The sequence below is a fragment of the Amycolatopsis sp. NPDC006131 genome, from assembly GCF_040614175.1.
Lineage (GTDB): Bacteria > Actinomycetota > Actinomycetes > Mycobacteriales > Pseudonocardiaceae > Amycolatopsis_E > Amycolatopsis_E tucumanensis.
Map to the genome: position 1 here is coordinate 1 of NZ_JBEXTX010000113.1, position 24,803 is coordinate 24,803.

Sequence of the window (24,803 nt, forward strand, 5' to 3'; positions counted from 1 at the left end):
GCACGCACCCAGCGCCAGCGTTGCTGCCGCCGCCAGCACGAGAACTCGCGTGAGTCGTGCTCCTGACACTCGTTCCTCCAACTATCCAGCCGGGCCGCGCTCGGCGATCCGGTCGAACTCGGTGAGCACGGCCTCCTCGACCAGGTCGGTCAGCTCGTCGATGATGAACGAGCCCTGCAACGGGTTCTCGTTCTTCGACAGGCCCCACTCCTTGTTGATGATCATCTGGATGGCCATCGCGCGGCGCACCGAGTTCTCCGTCGGCGTGGTGATCGCCTCGTCGTATGCGTTGGTGTGCAACGAGTTCGCGTTGTCGTACAGCGCGCACAGCGCCTGCAGGGTGGTGCGGATGTCGTTGAAGCTCATCTCCTGCGCGTGCAGCGACCGGCCGGAGGTCTGCACGTGGTACTTGAGCTTCTGCGAGCGCTCGTTGGCGCCGTAGCGCTCCTTCATCGCGACCGCCCAGATGCGGCGCGCGACCCGGCCGAGCACCGAGTACTCGGCGTCCATGCCGTTGGAGAAGAAGAACGACAGGTTCGGCGCGAAGTCGTCGATGTGCATGCCGCGGGCGAGGTAGGACTCGACGTAGGTGAACCCGTTGGCCAGCGTGAAAGCCAGCTGCGAGATCGGGTTCGCCCCGGCCTCGGCGATGTGGTAGCCGGAGATCGACACCGAGTAGAAGTTGCGCACCCCGTGCTCGATGAACCACTCCTGGATGTCGGCCATCATGCGCAGGCTGAACTCGGTGGAGAAGATGCAGGTGTTCTGGCCCTGGTCCTCCTTGAGGATGTCGGCCTGCACCGTGCCGCGCACCTGGCGCAGCGTCCACTCGCGCAGGTCCTCGGCCTCCGACGGCGTCGGCTCGCGCCCGTGCTCGGCGCGGAAGGCGTCCATCCGCTGGTCGATCGCGGTGTTCAGGAAGAACGCCAGGATCGTCGGCGCGGGACCGTTGATGGTCATCGACACCGACGTGTTCGGCGCGGTCAGGTCGAAGCCGTCGTAGAGCGCCTTCATGTCGTCCAGCGTCGCGATGGACACGCCGGAGGTGCCGATCTTGCCGTAGATGTCCGGTCGCGTGTCCGGGTCGTGCCCGTACAGCGTCACCGAGTCGAACGCCGTGGACAGGCGCTTGGCCTCGGAGTCGGCCGAGAGGTACTTGAAGCGGCGGTTGGTGCGGAACGCGTCGCCCTCGCCGGCGAACATGCGCGCCGGGTCCTCGCCCTCCCGCTTGAACGGGAAAACGCCCGCGGTGTAGGGGAAGTACCCGGGCAGGTGCTCGCGGCGCAGGAACGACAGCAGCTCGCCGCGGTCGGTGTAGCGCGGCAGCGCCACCCGCGGGATCCGGTTGCCGGACAGGGTTTCCCGCCACAGCTGGGTGCGCAGCTCCTTGTCCCGGATGCGGACGACCAGCTCCTCCTGCCGGTAGGACTCGGACAGCTCCTCCCAGCGCTCCAGCAGGCCGGCCACCGAGGGGTCCACTTCGGACTCCGCCTTGGCCAGCAGCGCCTCGATCGGGCCGGTGTCCGCGCCGTCGGCGGCCAGCGCGTCCTTCGCGGCCCGCAGCTGGTCGACCTTGCGCACGGCGGCGACCTGGTCCCGGGTCTTCTCGTGGTAGCCGCGCACGGTGGCGGCGATGTCGGCGAGGTAGCGCTCCTTCGCCGCCGGGATGATCACCGTCGCCCCGGTGGACACCTTGGTCTCCACCTTCGGCAGCTGACCGGCCGACACCGACAGGCCGCGCTCGGCCAGCGCGTCGCGCAGGTACTGGTACAGCGCGGTCACGCCGTCGTCGTTGAAGCGCGCGGCGCTGGTGCCGAACACCGGCATGTCCTCGGGAGCGACGCCGAACGCCTCGCGGTTGCGCACCATCTGGCGCGCCACGTCGCGGCGCGCGTCCTCGGCGCCCCGGCGCTCGAACTTGTTGATCGCCACCACGTCGGCGAAGTCGAGCATGTCGATCTTCTCCAGCTGCGACGCGGCGCCGAACTCCGGCGTCATCACGTACAGGGAGTAGTCGACGTGGTCCACGATGCCGGCGTCACCCTGCCCGATGCCGGGCGTCTCGACGATCACCAGGTCGTAGCCCGCGGCCTTGCACGCCAGCACGGCCTCGTCCAGGCCCTCCGGCACCTCCCCGCCCGCCTGACGGGTCGCCAGCGAGCGGAAGTAGACCTGCGAGCCGTCCAGGCCGTTCATCCGGATCCGGTCGCCCAGCAGCGCACCGCCGCCGCGGCGCCGGGTCGGGTCGACCGCCAGCACCGCGATGCGCAGCTTGTCCTCCTGGTCCAGCCGGAAGCGACGGAGCAGCTCGTCGGTCAGCGACGACTTGCCCGAGCCGCCGGTGCCGGTGATGCCCAGAACCGGGACTGTCCGGGCGCGCGCCGCCTCCGTGACGCGGGCCAGCCGGTCCTCGGCGACGCTGCCGGCCTGCAGCTGCGTGATGAACCGCGCGAGCGACGGCACGTCACCGGCCAGCAGGTCGTCGTCCGACCCGGCGGGCACCTCCGCCAGGTCGTAGTCGCACTCCTTGATCATCAGGTTGACCATGCCCGGCAGGCCCAGCTGGAGGCCGTCGTCCGGGGAGAAGATGCGCGCGACCCCGCGGGAGTGCAGCAGCTCGATCTCCTCGCGCACGATGACGCCGCCACCGCCGCCGTACACCTTGATGTGCCCGGCGCCGCGCTCGTTCAGCAGCTCGACGAGGTAGCTGAAGTACTCCACGTGGCCGCCCTGGTAGGCGCTGATCGCGATGCCGTGGGCGTCCTCGCTGATCGCGGCCGTGACGACCTCGTCCACCGACCGGTTGTGGCCGAGGTGGATGACCTCCGCACCCTGCGACTGCAGGATGCGCCGCATGATGTTGATCGAAGCGTCGTGCCCGTCGAACAGACTCGAGGCGGTGACGAACCGCACCGGGTGCACGGGCCGGTGAAGGGAGGCGTTCATGCCTCAAAAATACTTGGACTTCCTACTATCGCAAACCCAAGCGTGACCGCGGCGACATCCACCGCGGAACCGTAACGATTCAGTAGGCGGGCAGCACGAAGCCAGCGTCGACCGGACGGGTGCCGGGCCCCCGCCCCGGCACTTCCCCTGGCTACCGCGCCGGCGTCAGCGCGTGCCGGCGGCGCGCATCGCGATCCACTGCCGCATCGCGTACTCGACCAGCGTGATCAGCGTCTGCTTGGTCGACTCGCGGTCGCGGGCGTCGCAACGCACGATCGGGATGCTCTCGTCGATCGCCAGGGCCTCGCGCACGTCGCTCAGCTCGTGGTGGAGCTGGCCGTCGAAGGTGTTGACGCCGATGATGTAGGGCAGCCTGCGGTCCTCGAAGAAGTCGACGGGCGCGAACGAGTCCGCCAGCCGCCGCGTGTCCGCGAGCACCACGGCACCGATCGCGCCCTTCACCAGGTCGTCCCACATGAACCAGAACCGCTGCTGACCCGGCGTCCCGAACAGGTACAGGATCAGGTCGCTGTCCAGGGACACGCGGCCGAAGTCCATGGCCACGGTGGTGGTGGCCTTGTTGGGTGTCTGGTCGAGGTTGTCGATGCCGCGGCTCGCGTCGGTCATCATGGCCTCGGTGGTGAGCGGCACGATCTCCGAGACCGAGCCGACGAAGGTGGTCTTGCCGGCACCGAAGCCACCGGCCACCACGATCTTGGCCGAGGTCATGGTCTGCGGCGCGGTCTGCCGCGGTGCCTTAAAGCCGACGGAGTCCACTCAACACCCTTTCCATCAACATGAGATGCGCCTCGGCGTCGTCGTTGGTCGACATAGTGCGGTGCACGGTGACCAGCCCGGCATCGGCGGCATCGCTGATGAGGACTCTGGCCACGCCGATCGGGACCCGCAGCAGCGCTGCGATCTCCGCAACCGACCGCGGTGTCCGACATTCTTCCATGATCGAGCGGTGCTCGAACTGCACCGTCAGCGCTCCGGCGTCGAGCCGGGCGAGGACGGCGTCCTGGACGGAGATCAGCGTCTCCAGTTCCAGGGCGACCCGGGCCTTGGTGCGGCCGCCGGTGAGCGCGTACGGGCGCACCACAGCGGTCTCCTCGGCGGGCTGGATCTCGGGCTCCTCGCGCCGGAACGGCACGGGCCGCGACGGCTGGGCGGGCTGCACGGGTTCGAAGAACCCGCTGCCCGGCGAGGAGTCGAACAGGCTCGCCGGCCGGGCCGGGGGCTCCGGCTGGGGCGGCGGAGCGGGTGCCGGCTGCGGCTGTGGCGTCGGCGGTGGCGCGGGGGGCGCCTGCTCGGCCTGTGGTGTTTCGGGGGCTTCGGCCGTGTCGTTCCCGGGCTGCTGGTCGCGCTGCTTCTTGCGCTTCCGGCGGCCGCGCCCGGAGTCCAGGCTGAAGCTGTTCATCACGTCGGCGAACGTCGGCTCCGGTTCACCGCCGGACGTCGGGGAGCCACTCTCGGATCCCGTTGTCATGTCGGCATCATCCCACCGGTTCACCGATCAGGGGACCCGCGGCCCCCTGCAGCTGAGCCCGCAGTTCGGGGGTGAGGATCTGGCCCACCCGGTCGACCAGCATGGTCATCTCGTAGGCGACCTGGCCGATGTCGCAGTTCGGGGCGGCCAGGACCGCCAGGCAGGAGCCGTCGCTGATGGACATCAGGATCATGATCCCGAGCTCCATCTCCACGACGGTCTCGTTGACCGCACCGGCTTCGAAGCACCGCGCCGCGCCCTGGGTCAGGCTGACGAGCCCGGAGGCCACCGCGGCGAGCTGGTCGGCGCGGTCGAGCGGCAACCGGTTCGAAGCGGTCAGCAGCAGGCCGTCGGCCGAAACGACCACCGCGTGCGCCACGCCAGGCACACGCTCGGCGAAATCATTGACCAGCCATCCGAACTGGTTCTGTGGCTGCGGCGTGGTCATTCACCCTCCATGGTTCCTTGATCGGGGTCGGCGGACTGAGCGGTCCGGTGCCTTCCACGCTGAACACCTTGCTGGAAACTGCTCAGCCTGCCACGCACATCCTGCGGGTCACGACGTGTCCGCGGCGCCGGGGCGGGGGCCCCCGGGGCCAGTGCGCTGCCGGGCAGCAACTGCTCACCGCGGCGCCGCTTGGGCAGCCCGGCCGCGGTGAAGTTCGAGGGCGGCGACGAGGAGACGGTCTGCACCGCGGCCCAGCTCTCGTCGGACGCGAAGGACCAGGCGCCGTCCCCGCCCGCCACGGCGTCGCCGCTTTGCGCCTGCTGGCCCTGCGGCTGCCGGCTGTGCGGCTGCTGGCTTTGCGGCTGCGGCTCGGCCGGGGTGTCCGGCGCGGATCCCGGCCGCTGGAAGAGGCCGGTGCTCTCGCCGGTGCCGCCGGGCCGCTGGAAGAGGCCCGTGCCCTCGCTCTGGAAGAGCCCGGTGCCACTGTCCGTGCGTGGCTGCCGCTGGGGCAGGCCAGTGTCGGCGGACTTGGGCTGCCGCTGCGGCAGACCAGTGCCGGTTTCCGCTTGAGCCGAAGCCGGCTGCCGCTGCGGGAGGCCGGTTTCGGCGGGCTTGGGCTGCCGCTGAGGCAGGCCGCTTCCCGGCTGCGCCTCGCCCCGCGAGGGGGCCTCGTCCTTGGGCTGCCGCTGCGGAAGGCCACTGTCGGACGGCTTGGGCTGCCGCTGGGGCAGACCGCTTCCCGGCTGCGCCTCGCTGCGTGAGGCGGCGTCCTTGGGCTGCCGCTGGGGCAGGCCCGGCTCGGTCCCCTCCGCAGTCTTCGGCTGGGACTCGGCCTGGGCTGCGGGCTCCTTCGACTGAGCGCGCTCGGTCTCCGAGGCCTGCGAGGCTGCCTTCGGCTGGCGTCGCGGCAAGCCGCTGTCGGTCGCTCCCGCCGCCTTCGGCTCGCGCTGGGGCAGGCCAGCCTCGGTCGAACCCGCGGGCTTCGGCTCGCGCTGGGGCAGGCCAGCCTCAGTCGAAGCCGCCGCCTTCGGCTCGCGCTGGGGCGAGTCGCTGGCCGACTGCGGCTCCGCGGCCTTCGGCTCGCGGCGGGGCAGGCCGTTGTCCGCTGTTTCGGGCTGGCTGGGCTTCGTGCCTTCCGTGGCCGAGCCGCCGGCGGCCTTTGGCTCCCGCTGGGGCAGGCCGGCGTCCGTCGGCCCGGCCGCCTTCGACTCGCGGCGCGGCAAGCCGGCCTCCGTCGAACCCGCCGCCTTCGACTCGCGCTGGGGCAGGCCCGCGTCCGTGGGCTCCGCAGCCTTCGGCTCGCGGCGGGGCAGGCCGGTCTCCGCCGTGGCGGCCGCGGGCTGGGCGCTGTCCGCGGCGCCGGGCTTCGGGCGGCGCTGGGGCAGGCCGCTGTCCAGCTGGGGAGCCTCCGCCGACGGGCGCGGCTTCCGCTCCGCCGCCGATTCCGGGGCAGCAGCGCCGGGGCGTGGGTCCTTCGCCGCATCCGGGGCAGCAGCGCCGGGGCGTGGGTCCTTCGCCGAATCCGGGGCAGCAGCGCCGGGGCGTGGGTCCTTCGCCGAATCCGGGGCAGCCGCCCCCGGGCGCGGCTGCCGGCGCGGCAGCCCCCCACCCGGCGACGCCTCGGCCACCGACGAGGCCTCGCTCCCGGTAGTCGCCGCAGTGCTCTGCGCGCTGGCAGCGCTTTCCGGCACCCCAGCGCCTTCGGGCTGGTCGCGCTTCGCGTGGCGAGCCCTGTTCACGCCGCGCTGGAAGCTGCTCAGCCTGCCCCGCACGTCCGCCGGGTCGCGGACCGGGATCTCGCGCTGCGGGTTCGGCGCCGGGGTCTCCGCCGCGGCACTTCCGGGCAGCAACTGCTCGCCACGGCGGCGCTTCGGCAGGCCCGCATCGGTGAAGGTCTTCGGCTCCACCTGGGACGCCGCCTGGACCGCACGCCAGTTCTCGTCGACCGCGAAGTCCCAGCCGCTGGCCGCCTTGTCGCCCGAAGCGCCCGCCTTGTCCGAAGTGGACTCGGCCGTCTTCGAAGAGGCGGCGGGCGGGTCGTCGCTGCGGAACCAGGCCGACAGGGTCTCGTCGAAGATCGGCGTCGTCTCGCGGCGCGACGGCGGCGGCGTCGCGGGCTTCGGCTCGTTCGCCGCCGAGCTCCACCACTCCGACAGCGGGCTGCTGTTCGCCGTGAACAACGCCTTGCCGCTGGGCAGCTCACCCGGTGCGGGCTCCGGCTCCGGCTCGGCGGGCGCCTCGGCGGCCGGGGCGGGCGCGGGTGCGGGCGGCGCCGCAGGCTCCTCCCCCTCCGCCGGAATCGGCGTGAACAACGCGGTACCCGAGATCTCCAGGTCCGACGGCGGCCGCGGCGGCAGCACACCGGAGTGCCCGTTCTGCGTCCAGGACGGGCTGCTGGCCCCGTCACCCGGCGTCTGGCCGAAGTTCGCCAGCGCCTCCGGCCGCCCGGCGCCGTTGACCGTGCGCCGCCGCGGCAGCGCGGTCGACGGGTCCGGCCGGGCCGGGGCCGGCGCGGGCAGGTCCATCACCAGGTCCGCGGGCACCGTGACGGTCGCCCGCACACCCACGATGTCCTTGCCGCCGTGCAGGACCACGCCGATGTCGTGGCGCCCGGCGAGACGGCCGACCACGAACAGGCCCATGCGGCGCGAGGTCGCGAGGTCGACCGTGCCGGCCTCGGTCAGCCGGGCGTTGGCCTCGGCGACCTCGGCCTCGTTCATGCCGATGCCCTGGTCGATGATGTCGATGACCAGGCCGCCGTGGTCGGCGGCGCGGGTCGTCACCGTCACCTGGGTCTCCGGCGCGGAGAACGCGGTCGCGTTGTCCAGCAGCTCCGCGACCAGGCGCATCAGGTCGCTCGCCGCGAAGCCCACGATGCGGGCCTCCGGCGGCGTCTGCACGACGACGCGCTGGTACTGCTCGATCTCCGACACCGCGGCGCGCAGCACGTCGGAGGTGGTGACCGGCTGGCCGGAGCGGCGGCCCGGCTCGGCGCCGGAGAGCACCATCAGGTTCTCGTTGTTGCGCCGCATGCGTGTCGCGAGGTGGTCGAGCTGGAACAGGGTCGCCAGCTGGTCGGCGTCCTCCTCGTCCCGCTCCAGCCGCTCGATCAGCTGCAGCTGCCGCTGCACGAGGCTCTGGCTGCGGCGCGAGAGGTTGACGAACACGCTGCTGTAGCCGGTGCGCATGTTGGCCTGCTCGACCGCGAGGCGCAGCGCCTGGCTGTGCACCGCGTCGAAGGCCTTGGCCACCTCGCCGATCTCGTCGGTGGTGCCGACCGACAACGGCTGCACGTCGGTGCTCTGCTCGCGGCCTTCCTGGATGTTCTGCACCGCGGCGGGCAGCTGCCGGTCGGCGACGTCCAGTGCGCCCGCGCGCAGCATCCGCAGCGACTGCAGCAGCTGGCGGGTGATGAGGATGACGACCGCGGCGGTGACCACGAGCGCGAGGAACAGCAGCACCGCGAGCAGACCCGCGTCGGTGCCCGCGCTGTCCGCGAGGTCCGCGGAGGTGGTCGTGAGCTCGTCGCCCAGGCTGTCGCTCACGGTGTTCAACGCGGCGATCACCGACGCCGACACGGCGGTCCACTGCTGGGCCGAGATGCCGCGCAGCGCGCTGGGCACCGACGCGCCCTCCGCCGCGAGCACGCCGTTCACCAGGCGGCTGCGGGTGTTGAAGTCCTGCCCCATCACGGAGCGGTCGAACTGGGCCTCCTGCGCGGAGCTGGCCGCGGCCCGGAAGTCGGCGAGCCGGTCGGTCAGCCGCAGCTCGGCCGTGCGCAGGTCGTTGAGCTGGCTCGGGGTGAGGTTGCCGCGCGCGATGCCGTAGCCGAGCAGCGACTGCGCGGTGGACGCCTCCTCCTTCACCACCAGCACGTCGTGCAACGCGCTCGGCGTGCCGCCGATGGCGTCGTCGCCGATGCCGGCGACTAGCGCGGTGTCCAGCCCGATCAGCGACTCGGTCATCTCGCTGTAGGCGGCCAGCGCCTGCACCGCGTCGAGGCGGCCCTCCGCGACCTGGCGGCGGACCTCGGGGAGCCGTCCGACGGCGGCCTGCGCGGCTTCGCCGGGCGCGCGGACACCGTCGTCGGCGTCGGCGGCGTGCCCGGTGGCGCTGCTGACCGGCCCGGTCGCCTCGTCCACCAGCCTGCGGGCGGCGTCCAGCTGCGGGGAGCTGCCGACCGTGCCCTGCGTGAGCAGCGCCGCGGTCTCGGTGCGCTCCTGCTGCAGCGCGTCGACGAGCGTGCGGACCGTGCCGTTCAGCTCGACCAGCCGGTTCATCCGCTCGTAGTTGCCGGAGCGTTCGACCTGGTTGCCGATCGTGATCCCGCCCAGCACCAGGGCGACCACGATGGGCACCAGCGACACGGCGGCGAGCTTGGCGGAGAGCCGCCAGTCCCGCCAGCGCGTGAGCGTGGCCCACTTCGACGGCTCCTTCGGTTGCTGGCCGAGGAGCTGTCCCACAGGCACTTGGCCCTGTCCTGCAACGGTCACGAAGGTGACTCCCTGTCCGGCGTCTGCTGTGCGTGGTGGGCCGGACCCGTGCCGGAGCGCACGGCGACGGCACCGCGTGGCCTCAACCGCATGGCTCTCCTCATCACGGGTGGAACTTCGTCGCTTCTCCTGCAGCCCCAGCCGACGGCGCTGTCCCGGCCGCCCGCCGTCCCGCCGGACCGGCCCGGCGCCGTTGCCGGTGCATCATGCGGTGTGCACGATGCCGCGCACAACACCGGTTTACGCTCGGTCACAGCGAGTCAGCGTGGCCCCGGAAGCGTACACCAAACGGGCTCAGCCGAAGCCCGCCGAATCCGGGGGTGCTGACCTGCGGAAATACCGCTGGTGACAAGGGGTTTACGCGAAATGCCTTGTCAGGGCAGCACAAGCGGGGTGCGTGGTTACGGCAGGGCACCCCCACACCGTGGACCTGTCACCCACTTAGCCCAGAGTTTACTGGGATGAATCGGAAAATCCGCACCGACCGTGCGAACGCGCTGTGGCGGCGCGGCCTAATACCGCCCGATCTTGTGGCTTTCGCTGTGACGTGGATTTCTGCCCGGTCACCGCCGTTGGCCAGCGTTTTCCCACCACCGCCGCGGTGTTGCGCGTCTTGACGCCCCTCACCCCTTCCAGGGACGGCACCCCGCGCCACTTCACAGCCGGTTACGTGCTTCGGCGGAATCCCGCCCGCCTTTCGCCCGATCAGCGGATTAACCCGTCCGGGTGGCGCAGACCCGCTTCACTCTGAAGAGGTCCTCCGCTGTCGGAGGCGCAGGTCGCCGTGGCTAGCATGTGCGCTCCCGAAGGATTTTCGCCGACTTCGCTCGCTCGCCGGGAGGCAGAGATGCAGAACGTCGCCCGCACCGCTGCGCGCAACCCCGTGGAGGACACGGGACAGATGCGGCCGCTGTTCGGCAGCAGCAGCCCGACCACCCCCGAGCCGCCCGGCCCGCGCCGCCGGACGGGCCCCGACTTCGTCGCGATCCAGCGCAGCGAGGAGTTCACCGCGCTCCGCAGCCGGTTCCGCCGCTTCGTGTTCCCGATGAGCCTGGCGTTCGTGCTCTGGTACCTGCTCTACGTGCTGCTCGCCGCGTACGCGCACGACTTCATGAGCATCAAGGTGTTCGGCGAGGTCAACGTCGGGATCGTCCTCGGGATCCTCCAGTTCGTCTCGACCGCCGCGATCACGGCCGCCTACCTGCGGTTCGCGCGGCGCCGGATCGACCCCGAGGTGGACGAGGTCCGCCGCCAGGCAGGAGTGCAGTGACCCCGATGAACCACCTTCTCGCCGCAGGCGGTGCGACCGCGGCCAGCAACCCGGTCGTGAACATCGCCGTCTTCGCGCTCTTCGTCGCCATCACGCTGTTCGTCGTGTACCGCGTGAGCAGCCGGAACTCCTCGCGCTCCGACTACTACGCCGCGGGCAGCGCGTTCACCGGGCGGCAGAACGGCATCGCGTTGTCCGGTGACTTCCTGTCGGCCGCGTCGTTCCTCGGCATCGCGGGCGCGATCGCCGTGCACGGCTACGACGGGTTCCTCTACTCGATCGGCTTCCTGGTCGCCTGGCTGGTCGACCTGCTGCTCATCGCGGAGCTGCTGCGCAACACCGGCCGCTTCACCATGGGCGACGTGCTGAGCTTCCGGATGAAGCAGCGCCCGGTGCGCGCCGCCGCCGCGACGTCGACGCTGGTCATCTCGCTGTTCTACATGCTGGCCCAGATGGCGGGCGCCGGCGGTCTGATCGCGCTGCTGCTGAACATCCACGGCGGGCTCGGCCAGGCCCTGATCATCGCCGTGGTCGGCATCGTCATGGTGCTGTACGTGCTGGTCGGCGGCATGAAGGGCACGACGTACGTCCAGATCATCAAGGCCACCATCCTGATCCTGTCCGCGGTGCTGATGACCGTGTTCCTGTTCGGCAAGTTCGGCTTCAGCCTGTCGAACCTGCTCTCGCAGGCGGCCTACCACAGCCCGATGGGCGGGAAGCTGCTCGAGCCGGGCGGCCAGTACGGCGCGAACGGCACCACGAAGCTGGACTTCGTGTCGCTGGCCGTCGCGCTGATCCTGGGCGCGGCCGCGCTGCCGCACGTGCTGATGCGCTTCTACACGGTGCCGAACTCGCACGAAGCGCGCCGCTCGGTCGTGTGGGCCACCGCCTGCATGTTCGTGTTCTACCTGTGCACCCTGGTCATCGGCTTCGGCGCGGCCGCGCTGGTCGGCACGGACCAGATCAAGGCCGCGCCCGGTGGCGAGAACTCCGCGGCGCCGCTGCTGGCGCTGCACATCGGCGGCACGCTGCTGCTGGGCATCATCGCGGCGGTCGCGTTCGCCACGATCCTGGCGGTGGTGGCCGGCCTGACGCTGACCGCGTCGGCGTCCTTCGCCCACGACGTGTACGCCAACATCTTCAAGCGCGGCCACGCCGACCCGGTCGACGAGGTGCGGGTGGCGCGTTTCACCGCGATCGGGATCGGGGTGCTGGCGATCATCGGCGGCATCCTCGCCAACGGGCAGAACATCGCGTTCCTGGTCGCGCTGGCGTTCGCGGTCGCGGCCTCGGCGAACCTGTCGACGCTGCTGTACTCCCTGTTCTGGAAGCGGTTCAACACCACCGGCACGCTGTGGGCCATCTACGGCGGGCTCGGCGCGTGCCTGGTGCTGGTGATCTTCTCGCCGGTGGTGTCCGGTTCGCCGGACTCGATCATCAAGGGCGTGGACTTCCACTGGTTCCCGCTGAAGAACCCGGGCCTGGTGTCGATCCCGTTCTCGTTCCTGTGCGGCTTCCTCGGCACGATCCTGGCCAAGGACAAGGCCGACCCGCGCAAGCACGCCGAGATGGAGGTCCGTTCGCTGACCGGTATCGGCTCCTGAGACGCTTCACGGGTGAGCGTTGAGCGGATCAGGCGGTTCCTGAGCGAAGCAGGCCCCGGCACGCCGTGCCTGGTCGTGGACACGGACACGGTCGCCGAACGCGTGCGGGAGTTCGTCCGCGAGTTCCCGCGCGCGTGTCTGCGTTACGCGGTCAAAGCCAACCCCGAGCCCGCGGTGCTGCGGGCCGTGCTCGGCGCGGGCGGCGGGTTCGACGTCGCGAGCCCGGCGGAGATCGAGGCGTGCCTGGCGGCCGGTGCGGAGCCGGCGGCGCTGTCCTACGGGAACACGATCAAGAAGCCGGCCGACATCGCGTTCGCGTGGGCGCGCGGGGTGCGTGACTTCACCACCGACGCCCCCGGTGACCTGGCCGCGCTGGCCGAGCACGCGCCGGGCGCGTCGGTGTCGGTGCGGGTACTGGTGGACGGCCCGGCTTCGGCCACGCCGTTCGGGCAGAAGTTCGGCTGCGAGCCGGACCGGGCCGCCGACCTGCTCGCCGAGGCGGACCGGCTGGGCCTGGACGCGGCCGGGATCGCGTTCCATGTCGGATCGCAGCAGCCGGACCCGGGTGCGTGGGAGGCCGGCGTCGCCGCGGCCGCGAAGATCTTCGCCGACTGCGCGGCCCGCGGGGTGCGGCCGCGGCGGCTGAACATCGGCGGCGGGTTCGGCATCACCTACCGCGAAGCAGTGCCGTCGCTCGCCGGGTACGCCGGGGCGATCCGGTCCGCGGTGGCCGCGTACTTCCCGGACGAGCCGGAGGTGCTGCTCGAACCCGGCCGGGCCGTGGTCGCCGAGGCCGGGCTGATCCGCACCGAGGTGGTGCTGGTGGCCACCCGGTTCGGACGGCGCTGGGTCTACCTCGACGTCGGCCGGTACAACGGGCTCGCCGAGACCGAGAACGAGGCCATCCCCTACCGGCTGGAACCGGTGGACCGCGGCGGTGAGCGGGGTCCCGTCGTGCTCGCCGGGCCGACGTGCGACGGTGACGACGTGCTGTACCAACGGACCCCGTACGAGCTGCCGCTGTCGCTGCGCGCCGGTGACCGGATCGACATCCTCGACGCCGGCGCGTACACGGCGAGCTACTCGTCGGTGGCGTTCAACGGGATCCCGCCCCTGCGCACCTACTGCCTGGAAGGAGGCGTGCTCGCCGATGGCGCGTGAGATCGGCGCGTTCGCCGGACGGCACGTCCTCGCCGAGCTGCGGGGCATCGCCCCCGGCCTGCTGGACGATCCGGCGTTCCTGCGTGAGGCGTTGCGGTCCGCGGTGACCGAGGCCGGGGCGACGGTCCGCGAGGTGGTCGGCCACCGGTTCGAGCCGCAGGGCGTGACGGTGCTGGCGCTGCTGGCCGAGTCGCACGCCTCGGTGCACACCTATCCGGAGATCGGCGCGGTGTTCGCGGACGTGTTCACCTGCGGGGACCAGGCGGACCCGGTGCTCGCGGTGCGGTTGCTGTCCGCCGCGCTGGGCGCCGCGGACGTGGAGATGTCGGTCGTCGAGCGCGGGGAGAAGCATGTCACGGCAGATCGTTGAGCCCCTCGGCCCCGGGTTGTCGCGGGTGTGGGACGTGTCCGAGGTGCTGTTCGACGAGCACACCGGCTTCCAGCGGCTGCTGATCGGCCGCACCGCGCAGGGCGTGTCCCTGTTCTGCGACGACGAGCGGCAGAGCACCGAGGAGAGCCAGCTCGTCTACCACGAGGCGCTGATGGTGCCCGCGATGCTGCTGGCCGCCGAGCTGCGCCGGGTGCTGATCATCGGGTCGAGCGAGGGCGTGGCGAGCCAGCTGGCGGTGGCGTTCGGCGCTGAGCAGGTCGACCACGTCGACATCGACCGGGTCGCGGTCCGGACGTGCGCGGAGCTGCTCCCCTACGGCTACACGCTCGACGAACTGGCAGCCGCCGAGCGTGGCGACGGACCGATCCGGGTGCACTACCAGGACGGGTTCTCGTTCGCCGAGTCGTCGCCGGGCGGGTACGACCTGGTGGTGATCGACCTGCCGGACGAGAACACCGACCCGGCGGCGCAGCACAACCGGCTCTACGGCGCGGACTTCCTGCGGCAGTGCGCCGGGCTGCTCGCGCCCGGCGGCGTGGTGTGCTGCCAGGGCGGCTGCCCGACGCTGTGGCGCAACGACACGCTGCGGGTGGCGTGGGCGCGGTTCCGGGAGGTCTTCGCCACGCCGGTGTACTTCGGCTCGGACGAGCACGAGTGGGCGTTCCTGTCCGGCCGGACCGACGAGGTGGCCGACCCGGTGGGCGAGATGGTCGCCCGGCTGGACGGCTTCCGGCCGGCGACCCTGGACGCGGACACCCTGCGCGGGTCGACCGTCGTGCCCTACTCGCTCAGAGCTTGCGACCCGCCTGGACGCGGTGCGTGACCGAGCGCTCCGCGACGAACGACAGGAACGGGATGGTGCCCGCGAGCAGCACCAGGATGGTGCCCTTGATCGACCACCGCGCCTTGAGCGCCAGGTCGACCGCGAACACCAGGTAGACCATGTAGAAGACGCCGTGGCTGACGCCGGCCCAGCTCATCATGCCGGGCGAGTCGAACGCGTACTTCAGGATGAACGCCGCCGTCAGCAGCAGCAGCGCGACACCGGTGACGTAGGCCAGCACGCGGTAGCGCAGCAGCGGCCCCCGCAGGGCCGGCGCGGCCTTCGCGGCCGGGGCGCCTTCACGTTCGTCGGTGTCCACCATCGCAGTCTGCCTTTCTAGCTCTCGCGCTGGTCACGAGCGTGCAGCTCGGCCAGGTAGCGGTTGTACGCGGCGAGCTCGGGGTCCTCGTCGTCGGCCGGAGCCCGGCGCACCCGCGGCGCGGGCACCTCGCTCACCGGCTTGCGGCCCCACTCGGCACGCGACTCCTCCGGCGCGGCGTCCTCCGCGGCCGCCTCGCGGCGCAGCTTCCAGATCCGCCACACCATGAACGCCGGGAACACGCCGAACAGCGGCCACTGCAGCACGTAACCGAGGTTCTGGAACGAGCCGCTCGCCGATTCGAACCGATTCCACTGCCACCAGGCCAGCCCGCAGCAGACCGCGAACGCGGCGACGCACAGGACGCCGATCGCGATCCGGCGCGGCGTGAACAGACCCGTGGGCACCCCACGACGCTAGCACCCGCGGGTCAGGAGACCTTGACGACCTGGGCGGCCTTGGCGTAGGCGTCGGCGAGGCCGAACACCTTCTGCCCGTAGTCGACCGAGTTGTTGTACGACAGGATTCCCGCCCACCAGCCGTTCGCGCTGGCCATGTCGCGGCCGCCGACGCACAGGTACTTGGCCGCGGCGAGCGCGGCGGCGTCGATCTGCTGCGGGTTGTAGCCGCCGCCGTAGCGGGCCCAGGTGCTGGGCAGGAACTGCATCGGCCCGACCGCCCGGTCGTACACCGGGTCGCCGTCGAAGCGGCCGCCGTCGCTGTCGCCGATCGCCCTGATGCCGGGCGACCCGTCCAGCGGGACGCCGATGATCGCCTTCGACGGCAGCCCGTTGGCCTGCAGCACCGCGCCGCCGTACTGGCCGTGGTTGGACTCGACCCGGCCGATGCCGGCGAGCGTGGCCCAGGACAGCCGGCACTTCGGCTGCGCGGCCCGCATCTCCAGCTCGGCGTTGCCGTAGGCGACGAGCGCGCGGGCCGGGATGCCGGTGACGTCGGAGACCTTGGCCGCCCACTGGGAAAGCAGGTCGCCGCCGCCGGACTGCTGTTGCTGCTGGGGTTGCTGCTGCGGCTGGGTCTGCGCCGCGGGCGTGCCCTCGACGGTCGCGTTGACCGGGGCCGCCGAACCGGGCGCGACCTGTGCCGCCGCGTTGTCCAGGTCCGGGATCTCGGTGGTGGTCTCGGTGCGGTCGGGCCGGGTGACCGCGCTGGTCGCCCAGACGCCGCCGACCGCCGCGGCCAGCACCACCACCACGACCGCGAGCCTGCCGAGCACCGCCGGCGCGGCCCGCCTGCCGGCGGGCTGCGCCACGGCTTCCTCCTCGGTGGACACGTCCGCAGGGTCGTGCTCGATCTGCTCCGTGTCCAAGAACCTTGCCTCCCACCGACGTCCGCACGCTCCCGCGCGCCGACGATAGGTGCGCCGGTGTCAAGCGAGCGCTAAAGCCTCACCTGACCAACGAGGCCGCGTTTCCTGACGTTACGCGACCTCGACGGTCAGCTGGCGCGCTGCTGGCGGGCGAGGCGGGCGACGCACCAGGCCGGGGCGCTGCCGCGGCGCAGGTGCTGCAGGACCGTCATCGGGCCGAGACGGCGGGACAGGTCGGACGGCCTGAGGCCGGCGGACCGGTAGTCCAGCGCGCGCTGGTCGAGCGGGCTGATGCCGGCGTCCCACCAGGCCTTGGCCTCTTCGATGTCGCCGACCATCTGCCACCAGCCGGCCGCGGCGACCAGCAGGTCGACCGGCACCTCGGGCAGGCGTTCCTGCATCGCGTCCAGGTAGTCCGGGTCGGCCGACTCCACCGGCTTCCACGTGCGGGTGCCGGTGCGGGCCCGCTGGCCGGGAATCCCTGGTGGTTGCTGCGGCAGTTCGGCGAGCCAGGCGGAGGCGATCCGGTCGGCCTCCATCTCCTCCGGCGTGCGCTCGAGCTCGGACGCCCACTGGGCAATCACCGCATCCACCCCGGGATCTCCGGTCATCCCTGCCTCCTCGTGCCCCACTGAAAGCCACCATCGAACGGCGATGATCGAAGCGATTGACCGTTTCGCCGGCGAGAACCGGCTGGTCACGCAATGTGAGCACCGTAGGGGGAATTCGGGCCGTCGCGCCAGAGGTTCCGGGCAAGGAATTCGGCGACCAGCGCGTTAATCACCCCAATCCACCCGGATGGTCGAACAGCACCCCTCAGATGCCGAGATTGGTGACTTTCCGTAGCTGACGGCGAGACGCGCACGGCCACGGCCGGCACCGCGGGAGGCGGTGCCGGCCGTGGCCGGAATGGGGTCAGGAGAAGAGGCTGCGGACGAACGTCACGATGGCTTCGGCACCGTCGCGGAGCCAGCCCAGCGCGCTGCGCACCACCTCTGCGGACTCGGTCGGACGCGTGATCAGGAAGAACAGCACGAGCGCGACGACAGCCACGATGACGATCTTCTTGGTGTTCGCCGACATGGCCGTGTTCCCCTCGCTGCACTGGGCCCGCGGCGCGCCGCGGGCCTGGTTCCCCCGATCAACGGCAATCCTGCCGTCACCGGGACGTTTTCGACACCCCTTCACACGGATGGCTGGACGCTGTGACGCTGCGTGCCCAGCCGGGACTTGTGACCACTCTAAACGATCTGTCGCACGCGCGTCAGGAGGCGATCACCTGCGCGCCGCCCACCTTGCCAGTACCCCGTTGCGGGGAAAGGAATCGCGGGCGCGGGGCCGCGTGGAACCCGTGTCAGGAAGCGATCACCCCCGCCGCTCGCAGCGCCGCGACCCGCTCGGTGTCGTACCCGAGTTCGGCGAGGACGTCCTCGGTGTCCGCCCCCTTCTCGTGGGGCGCCTCGGGCGTCGCGGGCGGCGTGCGGTCGAACCGCGGCGCCGGGGCGGGCTGGACCACGCCGCCGATCTCCACGAACGTCCCGCGCGCCGCGTTGTGCGGGTGCGCCGCCGCCTCCCACGGGCTCAGCACCGGCGTCAGGCACGCGTCCGTGCCCTCCGCCCGCGCCACCAGCTCGTCCCGCGTGAACTTGCCGATCGCCGACGCCAGGATTTCCCGCAGCCGCGGCCACTGGTTCCAGTCCAGGTGCACCGGCAGCTCCGCCGGGTCCAGTTCGAGCACCCGCACCAGGTCGCCCCAGAACCGCATCTCGATCGCCCCGACCGCGACGTACTTGCCGTCCGCGGTCTCGTAGGTGTCGTAGAACGGGGCGCCGCCGTCGAGGACGTTGCCGCCCCGCTCGTTCGGCCACATCCCGGCCGACCGCATCCCGAACAGCTGCGTCATCAGCAGCGCCGCGCCGTCGACCATCGCCGCGTCCACCACCTGCCCGCGACCCGAGGAGGTCCGCTCGTGCAGCGCGGCGAGGATGCCGAACGCCAGCAGCATCCCGCCGCCGGCGAAGTCACCCACGAGGTTGAGCGGCGGCACCGGCCGTTCCCCGGCGCGCCCGATGGGTTCGAGCGCGCCGGCGACGCTGAGGTAGTTGATGTCGTGCCCGGCCGCCGAAGCGAGCGGCCCGTCCTGGCCCCAGCCGGTGACCCGGCCGTAGACGATCCGCGGGTTTCGCCCCTGCACGTCTTCCGGGCCCAGCCCCATGCGCTCGGCGACGCCGGGGCGGAACCCCTCGATGAACACGTCGGCCCGGTCGGCGAGCCGCAGCACGACCTCGACGCCCTCGGGGCTCTTGGTGTCCACGCCGATGGTCCGGCGGCCGCGGGTGAGCGGATCGTTGGGCACGCCGAGGACGTCCGCCCCCGGCTTGGCCCGGTCGACCCGCACCACGTCGGCGCCGAGGTCGGCCAGCAGGGTGCCCGCGAACGGCGCCGGGGCGAGACCGGCCAGCTCGACGACCTTCAGCCCGGCGAGTGGTCCCGCCATCAGAGCGTCCGCGAGATGACTTCGCGCATGATCTCGCTGGTCCCGCCGAAGATGCGGGAGATGCGCAGATCCGTCCACGCGCGCGCGATCGGGTACTCGGTCATGTAGCCGTACCCGCCGTGCAGCTGGACGCAGTCGTCGACGACCTTGTTGGCCCGCTCGGTGGTCCACAGCTTGACCATGGCCGCGCCCTGCACGTCCAGCTCGCCCTTGAGGTGCCGCTCGATGCACTGGTCGAGGAACGCGCGGGCCACGGCCGCCTCGGTGGCGGCGTCGGCGAGCTTGAACTTGCTGTTCTGGAAGTTGTAGACCGGGCGGCCGAACGCGGTGCGGCCCTTCGTGTACTCGATGGTGAGGTCGATCGCAGCCTCCATGCCCGCCACCGCGGTGACCGCGATGATCAGCCGCTCCTGCGGGAGCTGCTGCATCATCTGGATGAAGCCCTGGCCCTCCTCGCCGAGCAGGTTCGCCGCGGGCACCCGCACGTCGTCGAAGAACAGCTCGGCGGTGTCCTGGCCCTTGAGGCCGACCTTGTCGAGCACGCGGCCACGGCGGAAGCCCTCGCGGTTGGTCTCGACGACGATCAGCGACACCCCGGCCGCGCCGGCGTCCGGGTCGGTCTTGCAGGCCAGCACCACCAGGTCGGCCATGCCGCCGTTGCTGATGAAGGTCTTGGCGCCGTTGATGACGTACTCGTCGCCCTCGCGCACCGCGCGGGTCTTGATGCCCTGCAGGTCGGAGCCGGTGCCGGGCTCGGTCATGCCGATCGCGCCGACCCACTCGCCGCTGGCGAGCTTGGGCAGCCACTCCTTCTTCTTCTCTTCGGTGGCGTAGTGGAGCAGGTAGTGCGCCACGATCCCGTTGTGCACGGACACGCCCCAGGAGCCGTCGCCGCTGCGGGCCTGCTCCTCGTACAGCACGGCTTCGTGCGCGAAGGTGCCGCCACCGCCGCCGTACTCCTCGGGGATCGAGATGGCGAGCAGCCCGACCTCGCCCGCCTTGGTCCACAGCTCGCGATCGACGGACTTCTGCTCGCTCCACCGCTCCTGGTGCGGCACGAGCTCCTTCTGGCAGAACGCGCGGGCCAGTTCGCGGAACTCGCCCAGGTCCTGCGCCCAGGAACTCTTCGGTGCGGGCAACGGCATCGGTGACCTCCAGCGGTGGAAAACATTACGGATGGAATGTAAGTTCCGACTGGAATGTACATCCGGGGAGAGCGCCGGTAAAGGAGGCGACGTGACCGCGCGGGGGCACCGCACACAGGCCGAGCGCCGGGAGCAGACCAGGACAGCCCTGCTCGACGCGACCATCGAGTGCCTGGTCGAGCTCGGCTACGCCCGCACGTCGATGCAGGAGATCTGCGCCAGGGCGGGGGTGTCGAAAGGGGCGGCGCAGCACCACTTCGCGGACAAGGCCGACCTGATGGCGGCCGCTGTGGCGCATCTCACGAGCCGGCGGACAGCGGCGCTGGCGGAGTCGTTCACGGACCTGCCGAGCGGCGAGGAGGCCATTCCCGCGGCGATCGACCTGCTGTGGGCCGGTTATTCCGGCACGCTCGCCACCGCAGCGACCGAACTGTGGATCGCGGCGCGCACCGACCCGGCCCTGCGGGCGGCGATCCGGCCGGTCGACCGGGCCCTGGGCCGCGAAACGCTGACGCTGATCCGGAACTTCGCGCCCGACCTGCCCCGCGAGCGCCTGGAGACGCTGTTCTGGCTGACGGTGAACTTCACCCGCGGTCTGGCGCTGGACGCCGAGCTGGGTGGCGCGCCCGCGCGGCGGAAGCAGCTGCTGGAGGAGTGGAAGCGGCTCGCGGTGAGCGCCTACCGCGGCGACTGAACGGGTACTCCGTACGGTGTATAGAGTAGGGGTATGGGACACCCCGCCGACAGCCATGCCCTGATCCGCGTCCTGGGCGCTCGCGTCAACAACCTGCGCGACGTCGACGTCACCATCCCCAAACGCCGCCTCACCGTGTTCACCGGAGTCTCCGGCTCCGGCAAGAGCTCGCTGGTGTTCGGCACGATCGCCGCGGAGTCGCAGCGGCTGATCAACGAGACCTACTCCGCCTTCGTCCAGGGCTTCCTGCCACGGGCCGCCCGCCCCGACGTCGACGTCCTGGAGGGCCTGACCACGGCGATCGTGGTCGACCAGGAGCGGATGACCCCGAACTCTCGCTCCACCGTCGGCACCGCCACCGACGTGCACGCCATGCTGCGGATCGTGTTCTCCCGCCTCGGTGAGCCCAGCGCCGGCCCCGGGTTCCACTACAGCTTCAACCTGCCCGCCGGGGCCTGTCCGCGCTGCGAGGGCACCGGCCAGGTGTCCGAGATCGACCTCGGCGCCGTCGTCGACCGGGACCGGAGCCTGTCCGAGGGCGCCATCCAAGTGCCCGGCTTCACCCCGGACGGCTGGCTCGTGCGCACCTACACCGGCTCCGGGTTCCTCGACCCGGACAAGAAGATCCGCGACTACAGCGACACCGAGCTGCACGACCTGCTGCACCGCGACCAGACCAAGATCCGGCTCGGCGGGGCCGGCATCTCCTACGAGGGTCTGCTCCACCGGGTGCGGAAGTCGTTCCTGTCCAAGGACAAGGACGCACTGCAGCCACACGTGCGCGCCTTCGTGGAGCGGGCGGTCACCTTCGCCGCGTGCCCGGAGTGCGGTGGGGCGAGGCTGAACGCGGCGGCGCTGGCCTCCCGCATCGACGGGATCAACATCGCCGACGCCTGCGCCATGCAGATCAGCGACCTGGCCCGGTGGGTGCGCGGGCTGAGCGCCCCCTCGGTGGCTCCGCTGCTGGCGAACCTGGGCCGCACCCTGGACTCGTTCGTCGAGATCGGCCTCGGCTACCTGTCGCTGGACCGGCCGGCCGGGACGCTGTCGGGCGGCGAGGCGCAGCGCGTGAAGATGGTCCGCCACCTCGGCTCCAGCCTGACGGACGTCACCTACGTGTTCGACGAGCCCACGGTCGGGCTGCACCCGCACGACATCCACCGCATGCACGAGCTGCTGCTGCGCCTGCGGGACAAGGGCAACACGGTGCTGGTGGTCGAGCACAAGCCGGAGACGATCCGGATCGCCGACCACGTCGTCGACCTCGGTCCCGGTGCGGGCACCGCGGGCGGGCAGGTCTGCTACGAAGGCGACGTCGACGGGTTGCGTGCCTCCGGCACGCTCACCGGGCGGCACCTGGGCTACCGCGCCGCGGTCAAGGAGAGCGTGCGCGTCCCCACCGGGGCACTGCCCATCCGCGGCGCCGCCGAGAACAACCTGCGGAAGGTCGACGTGGACGTGCCGCTGGGCGTGCTCACGGTGGTCACCGGGGTGGCCGGGTCCGGCAAGAGCTCGCTGGTCCACGGGGCCGTGGCGCGGCACGAGGGCGTGGTCGTCGTCGACCAGAGCGCGATCCGGGGCTCGCGCCGCTCCAACCCGGCGACCTACACCGGGCTGCTCGACCCGGTGCGCGCCGCGTTCGCCAAGGCCGGCGGGGTGAAACCGGCGTTGTTCAGCTCCAACTCCGAAGGCGCCTGTCCGGCCTGCAAGGGCGCCGGCGTCGTCTACACCGACCTGGCGCTCATGGCCGGGGTGACCACCGTGTGCGAGGAGTGCGAGGGCCGCCGCTTCCAGGCCCACGTGCTGGAACACCGGCTCGGCGGGCGCAACATCGCCGAGGTGCTGGCGATGACGGTCGCCGAAGCCGCGGAGTTCTTCGCCACCGGGTTGCCTGCCGCGCACCGGATCCTGGTGCGGCTGCGCGACGTCGGCCTCGGGTACCTCACGCTCGGCCAGCCGCTGACCACCCTGTCCGGCGGGGAGCGGCAGCGGCTCAAGCTCGCCGTGCACATGGCCGCCGACGCCCCGGTGCTCGTCCTCGACGAGCCGACGACCGGGCTCCACCTGGCCGACGTGGCCCAACTGCTGGAGCTGCTCGACCGGCTGGTGGACAGCGGGCGCTCGGTGGTGGTCGTCGAGCACCACCTGGCGGTCATCGCGCACGCCGACCACGTCATCGACCTCGGACCGGGCGCGGGAAGCGACGGCGGCAGCGTCGTGTTCGAGGGCAGTCCGGCCGAGCTCGCGGCCGCTCGCGCGACGCTGACCGGCGAGCACCTCGCGCGGTACGTGGCGTGACAGGCGGCCGGCCCGGCCCTCGCCCGGGCCGGCCGCCCACTCCTGAGACGTGTGGATCTCCGACTGTGACGTTCCCGAACGAAAAGGGATCCTGGCCATACCGACGGTATGCTGTACTCGCCGGTAACGCCGCCGACCAGCGCCAGGAGGGCCGATGACCAGCACTGCCGCGAACACGGGTGAGGCTTCGACGGGACCGAACACCGTCGGCGGGATCCCCGGCGCGCCCACCGCGGCCCGCGCCGCGCAGCTCGCCCGGCGGGCCGAAGGCGGTCAGGATTCCGCTCCGGTGGAGATCACCGCGCCGTTCACCGGGCTGCCGACCGCGACGCTTCCGCAGGCCACCGACGCAGACGTGCGTGCGGTGTTCGCTGCGGCGCGCTCTTCGCAGCGGGCGTGGGCGGCGCGTCCGGTGGCCGAGCGGCAGCGGGTGCTGAAGCGGCTCGCGGAACTCATTCTGGGCCGTCAGGAGGAGATCCTGAACCTGGTGCAGCTGGAGGCTGGCAAGGCGCGGATCGACGCGTTCGACGAGGTCAGCGCGACGGCCCTGGTCGCGGGCTACTACGGCAAGCACAGCGCGAAGATCCTCGGCGCCCGCCGCGCCGCCGGGGTCATCCCGGTCGCCACGAAGGCGGGCGAGGTGCGTCACCCCAAGGGTGTCGTCGGGGTCATCTCGCCGTGGAACTACCCGCTGGCACTGACCGCGATGGACGTGCTGCCGGCGCTCGCGGCGGGCAACGCGGTGGTGCAGAAGCCGGACAACCAGACCGCGTTGTCGGCGTTGTGGCTGCACGAGCTGGCCGAGGAGGCCGGTCTGCCCGCGGGGGTGTGGCGGATCGTGCTGGGCCGGGGTTCGCGCATCGGCGACGCGATCGTCGAGGAGTCGGACTACCTGTGCTTCACCGGTTCGACGCCGACCGGGAAGGCGCTGGCGGAGAAGGTCGCGAAGCGGCTCACCGGCTATTCGCTGGAGCTGGGCGGCAAGAACCCGATGATCGTCCTGCCGGATGCCGACGTGGCGAAGGCGACGGCCGGTGCGGTGACGGCGTGCTTCTCCTCCGCCGGGCAGTTGTGCGTGTCGGTCGAGCGGATCTACGTGCACGACAACATCCGGGACGAGTTCACGAAGGCGTTCGTGGCGAAGACGAAGGCGCTGAAGCTGGGCGCCGAACTCGGCTTCGCTGCGGACATGGGCTCGTTGACGAGCGCCGACCAGCTGGCGGCGGTGAGCGCCCACGTGGAGGACGCGCGGGCCAAGGGAGCGACTGTGCTCACGGGCGGCCGGGCCCGTCCCGACCTGGGCCCGTTGTTCTACGAGCCGACGGTGCTCACGGACGTGACGGAGGACGTGGCGCTGTTCCGGGAGGAGACGTTCGGCCCGGTGGTCGCGATCTACGGCTACACGGACCTGGATGAGGCCATCGAGCGCGCGAACGACACGGAATACGGCCTGAACGCGAGCGTGTGGTCCGGCAGCGCGGCCGCGGGATGGGCGGTGGCCACCCGGTTGAAGGCCGGAACGGTCAACGTGAACGAAGGCTACGCGGCGACCTTCGGCAGCGTCGGCCTGCCCATGGGAGGCATGAAGGACAGCGGCTTCGGAAGGCGGAACGGCGCCGAGGGACTGCTGAAGTACACCGAAGCACAGTCGATCGCCGTGCAGAGGGGCGTCCGGCTTCGACCGCCTCGCGTGGTGCCGGGGAAGGTTTGGGCTCGGGGCATGACGATCGGACTCCGCCTGCTGGACAAGCTACCGCGCCGGTAGTTGTTCTTTTCGCGGCCCCACAACAAAAACCGCCGCCTGGCAACGTAAAAGCAAGCGACTACCCCAACCAGACCTCCCCCGCCCCCGATCCACAGCCGATCTTTAGTCGCCGACCAGGGTTGTCAAGGCACGC

The 24,803-nt window shown here is 71.5% G+C and carries 19 protein-coding genes and 1 pseudogene; 8 read left to right on the top strand and 12 right to left on the bottom strand.

The features are described 5' to 3' along the window. Nucleotides 1-93: 93 nt before the first annotated feature. The 5 genes and pseudogenes from icmF to ABZ215_RS36145 form a co-directional block, all read right to left on the bottom strand. A pseudogene (gene icmF, locus ABZ215_RS36125) lies at nt 94-2,946 on the bottom strand (fused isobutyryl-CoA mutase/GTPase IcmF); the annotation flags it as partial. 165 nt (nt 2,947-3,111) lie between these two features. Beyond that, nucleotides 3,112-3,723 (bottom strand): ATP/GTP-binding protein, encoded by a 612-nt coding sequence (locus tag ABZ215_RS36130; protein WP_017983797.1) that lies wholly within the window; start codon nt 3,721-3,723, stop codon nt 3,112-3,114. Continuing rightward, nucleotides 3,704-4,435, bottom strand: a complete 732-nt coding sequence (locus ABZ215_RS36135) for a DUF742 domain-containing protein (RefSeq protein WP_354954942.1) — start codon at nt 4,433-4,435, stop codon at nt 3,704-3,706. Before ABZ215_RS36135 ends, ABZ215_RS36130 begins: the two co-directional genes overlap by 20 nt. A gap of 7 nt (nt 4,436-4,442) precedes the next feature. Next, nucleotides 4,443-4,883, bottom strand: coding sequence for a roadblock/LC7 domain-containing protein (locus ABZ215_RS36140; protein ID WP_017983799.1), 441 nt, complete (start codon nt 4,881-4,883; stop codon nt 4,443-4,445). Then, entirely contained in the window at nt 4,880-9,352 is a 4,473-nt protein-coding gene (locus tag ABZ215_RS36145; protein ID WP_354954944.1) for a nitrate- and nitrite sensing domain-containing protein, read from the bottom strand. Before ABZ215_RS36145 ends, ABZ215_RS36140 begins: the two co-directional genes overlap by 4 nt. 871 nt (nt 9,353-10,223) lie before the next feature. Between ABZ215_RS36145 and ABZ215_RS36150 the strand changes: the two genes are divergently transcribed. Genes ABZ215_RS36150 through ABZ215_RS36170 form a run of 5 tightly spaced genes read left to right on the top strand, consistent with a single transcriptional unit; the run spans nt 10,224 to nt 14,625 of the window. Further along, the gene (locus ABZ215_RS36150; protein ID WP_020418811.1) at nt 10,224-10,646 is read left to right on the top strand and encodes a DUF485 domain-containing protein; all 423 of its coding nucleotides are present in this window, start codon (nt 10,224-10,226) and stop codon (nt 10,644-10,646) included. 5 nt (nt 10,647-10,651) lie between these two features. Further along, nucleotides 10,652-12,250: a cation acetate symporter gene (locus ABZ215_RS36155; RefSeq protein ID WP_027935990.1), complete on the top strand. Its 1,599-nt coding sequence runs from the start codon at nt 10,652-10,654 to the stop codon at nt 12,248-12,250. Between the two features lie 12 nt (nt 12,251-12,262). Next, the gene (locus ABZ215_RS36160; protein WP_020418813.1) at nt 12,263-13,411 is read left to right on the top strand and encodes a type III PLP-dependent enzyme; all 1,149 of its coding nucleotides are present in this window, start codon (nt 12,263-12,265) and stop codon (nt 13,409-13,411) included. Beyond that, a complete protein-coding gene (speD, locus tag ABZ215_RS36165; RefSeq protein ID WP_020418814.1) occupies nt 13,401-13,781 on the top strand; it encodes an adenosylmethionine decarboxylase in 381 nt (126 codons plus the stop codon). The genes ABZ215_RS36160 and speD overlap by 11 nt, the downstream gene beginning before the upstream one ends. Continuing rightward, on the top strand, nt 13,762-14,625 hold the full coding sequence (locus tag ABZ215_RS36170) for a spermidine synthase (RefSeq protein WP_354954947.1): 864 nt from the start codon (nt 13,762-13,764) through the stop codon (nt 14,623-14,625). The genes speD and ABZ215_RS36170 overlap by 20 nt, the downstream gene beginning before the upstream one ends. Here ABZ215_RS36170 and ABZ215_RS36175 read toward each other — a convergent pair. The 7 genes from ABZ215_RS36175 to ABZ215_RS36205 form a co-directional block, all read right to left on the bottom strand. Beyond that, nucleotides 14,591-14,947, bottom strand: coding sequence for a DUF3817 domain-containing protein (locus tag ABZ215_RS36175; RefSeq protein ID WP_020418816.1), 357 nt, complete (start codon nt 14,945-14,947; stop codon nt 14,591-14,593). The two genes, ABZ215_RS36170 and ABZ215_RS36175, sit on opposite strands and share 35 nt — an antisense overlap. A 14-nt stretch (nt 14,948-14,961) precedes the next feature. Continuing rightward, nucleotides 14,962-15,351 carry a hypothetical protein gene (locus ABZ215_RS36180; RefSeq protein WP_237338094.1) on the bottom strand — a complete coding sequence of 130 codons (390 nt, stop codon included), beginning with the start codon at nt 15,349-15,351 and terminating at the stop codon, nt 14,962-14,964. A 23-nt stretch (nt 15,352-15,374) separates the two neighbouring features. Further along, entirely contained in the window at nt 15,375-16,271 is an 897-nt protein-coding gene (locus ABZ215_RS36185; protein ID WP_020418818.1) for a murein transglycosylase, read from the bottom strand. Nucleotides 16,272-16,399: 128 nt separating this feature from the next. Then, entirely contained in the window at nt 16,400-16,882 is a 483-nt protein-coding gene (locus tag ABZ215_RS36190; protein ID WP_020418819.1) for a hypothetical protein, read from the bottom strand. Between the two features lie 304 nt (nt 16,883-17,186). Next, nucleotides 17,187-17,354, bottom strand: a complete 168-nt coding sequence (locus ABZ215_RS36195; protein ID WP_020418820.1) for a hypothetical protein — start codon at nt 17,352-17,354, stop codon at nt 17,187-17,189. 271 nt (nt 17,355-17,625) lie between these two features. Further along, nucleotides 17,626-18,768, bottom strand: a complete 1,143-nt coding sequence (locus ABZ215_RS36200) for a CaiB/BaiF CoA-transferase family protein (protein ID WP_354954949.1) — start codon at nt 18,766-18,768, stop codon at nt 17,626-17,628. Then, nucleotides 18,768-19,913: an acyl-CoA dehydrogenase family protein gene (locus tag ABZ215_RS36205; RefSeq protein ID WP_020418822.1), complete on the bottom strand. Its 1,146-nt coding sequence runs from the start codon at nt 19,911-19,913 to the stop codon at nt 18,768-18,770. The genes ABZ215_RS36200 and ABZ215_RS36205 overlap by 1 nt, the downstream gene beginning before the upstream one ends. Before the next feature lie 91 nt (nt 19,914-20,004). Between ABZ215_RS36205 and ABZ215_RS36210 the strand changes: the two genes are divergently transcribed. The 3 genes from ABZ215_RS36210 to ABZ215_RS36220 all read left to right on the top strand — a co-directional run bounded on the left by ABZ215_RS36210 (nt 20,005) and on the right by ABZ215_RS36220 (nt 24,670). Then, nucleotides 20,005-20,607, top strand: a complete 603-nt coding sequence (locus ABZ215_RS36210; RefSeq protein WP_020418823.1) for a TetR/AcrR family transcriptional regulator — start codon at nt 20,005-20,007, stop codon at nt 20,605-20,607. 33 nt (nt 20,608-20,640) lie between these two features. Continuing rightward, nucleotides 20,641-22,905 carry an excinuclease ABC subunit UvrA gene (locus tag ABZ215_RS36215; RefSeq protein WP_354954951.1) on the top strand — a complete coding sequence of 755 codons (2,265 nt, stop codon included), beginning with the start codon at nt 20,641-20,643 and terminating at the stop codon, nt 22,903-22,905. A gap of 154 nt (nt 22,906-23,059) precedes the next feature. Continuing rightward, nucleotides 23,060-24,670 carry a succinic semialdehyde dehydrogenase gene (locus ABZ215_RS36220; RefSeq protein WP_020418825.1) on the top strand — a complete coding sequence of 537 codons (1,611 nt, stop codon included), beginning with the start codon at nt 23,060-23,062 and terminating at the stop codon, nt 24,668-24,670. Nucleotides 24,671-24,803: the final 133 nt, after the last annotated feature.

Excerpts from the sequence above, each read along its gene's own strand:
- ABZ215_RS36135 (WP_354954942.1), bottom strand. The coding sequence starts at position 4,435 with ATGACAACGGGATCCGAGAGTGGCTCCCCGACGTCCGGCGGTGAACCG.
- ABZ215_RS36140 (WP_017983799.1), bottom strand. The coding sequence starts at position 4,883 with ATGACCACGCCGCAGCCACAGAACCAGTTCGGATGGCTGGTCAATGAT.
- ABZ215_RS36150 (WP_020418811.1), top strand. The coding sequence starts at position 10,224 with ATGCAGAACGTCGCCCGCACCGCTGCGCGCAACCCCGTGGAGGACACG.
- ABZ215_RS36155 (WP_027935990.1), top strand. The coding sequence starts at position 10,652 with ATGAACCACCTTCTCGCCGCAGGCGGTGCGACCGCGGCCAGCAACCCG.
- speD (WP_020418814.1), top strand. The coding sequence starts at position 13,401 with ATGGCGCGTGAGATCGGCGCGTTCGCCGGACGGCACGTCCTCGCCGAG.
- ABZ215_RS36170 (WP_354954947.1), top strand. The coding sequence starts at position 13,762 with ATGTCACGGCAGATCGTTGAGCCCCTCGGCCCCGGGTTGTCGCGGGTG.
- ABZ215_RS36175 (WP_020418816.1), bottom strand. The coding sequence starts at position 14,947 with ATGGTGGACACCGACGAACGTGAAGGCGCCCCGGCCGCGAAGGCCGCG.
- ABZ215_RS36190 (WP_020418819.1), bottom strand. The coding sequence starts at position 16,882 with ATGACCGGAGATCCCGGGGTGGATGCGGTGATTGCCCAGTGGGCGTCC.
- ABZ215_RS36195 (WP_020418820.1), bottom strand. The coding sequence starts at position 17,354 with ATGTCGGCGAACACCAAGAAGATCGTCATCGTGGCTGTCGTCGCGCTC.
- ABZ215_RS36200 (WP_354954949.1), bottom strand. The coding sequence starts at position 18,768 with ATGGCGGGACCACTCGCCGGGCTGAAGGTCGTCGAGCTGGCCGGTCTC.
- ABZ215_RS36205 (WP_020418822.1), bottom strand. The coding sequence starts at position 19,913 with ATGCCGTTGCCCGCACCGAAGAGTTCCTGGGCGCAGGACCTGGGCGAG.
- ABZ215_RS36215 (WP_354954951.1), top strand. The coding sequence starts at position 20,641 with ATGGGACACCCCGCCGACAGCCATGCCCTGATCCGCGTCCTGGGCGCT.
- ABZ215_RS36220 (WP_020418825.1), top strand. The coding sequence starts at position 23,060 with ATGACCAGCACTGCCGCGAACACGGGTGAGGCTTCGACGGGACCGAAC.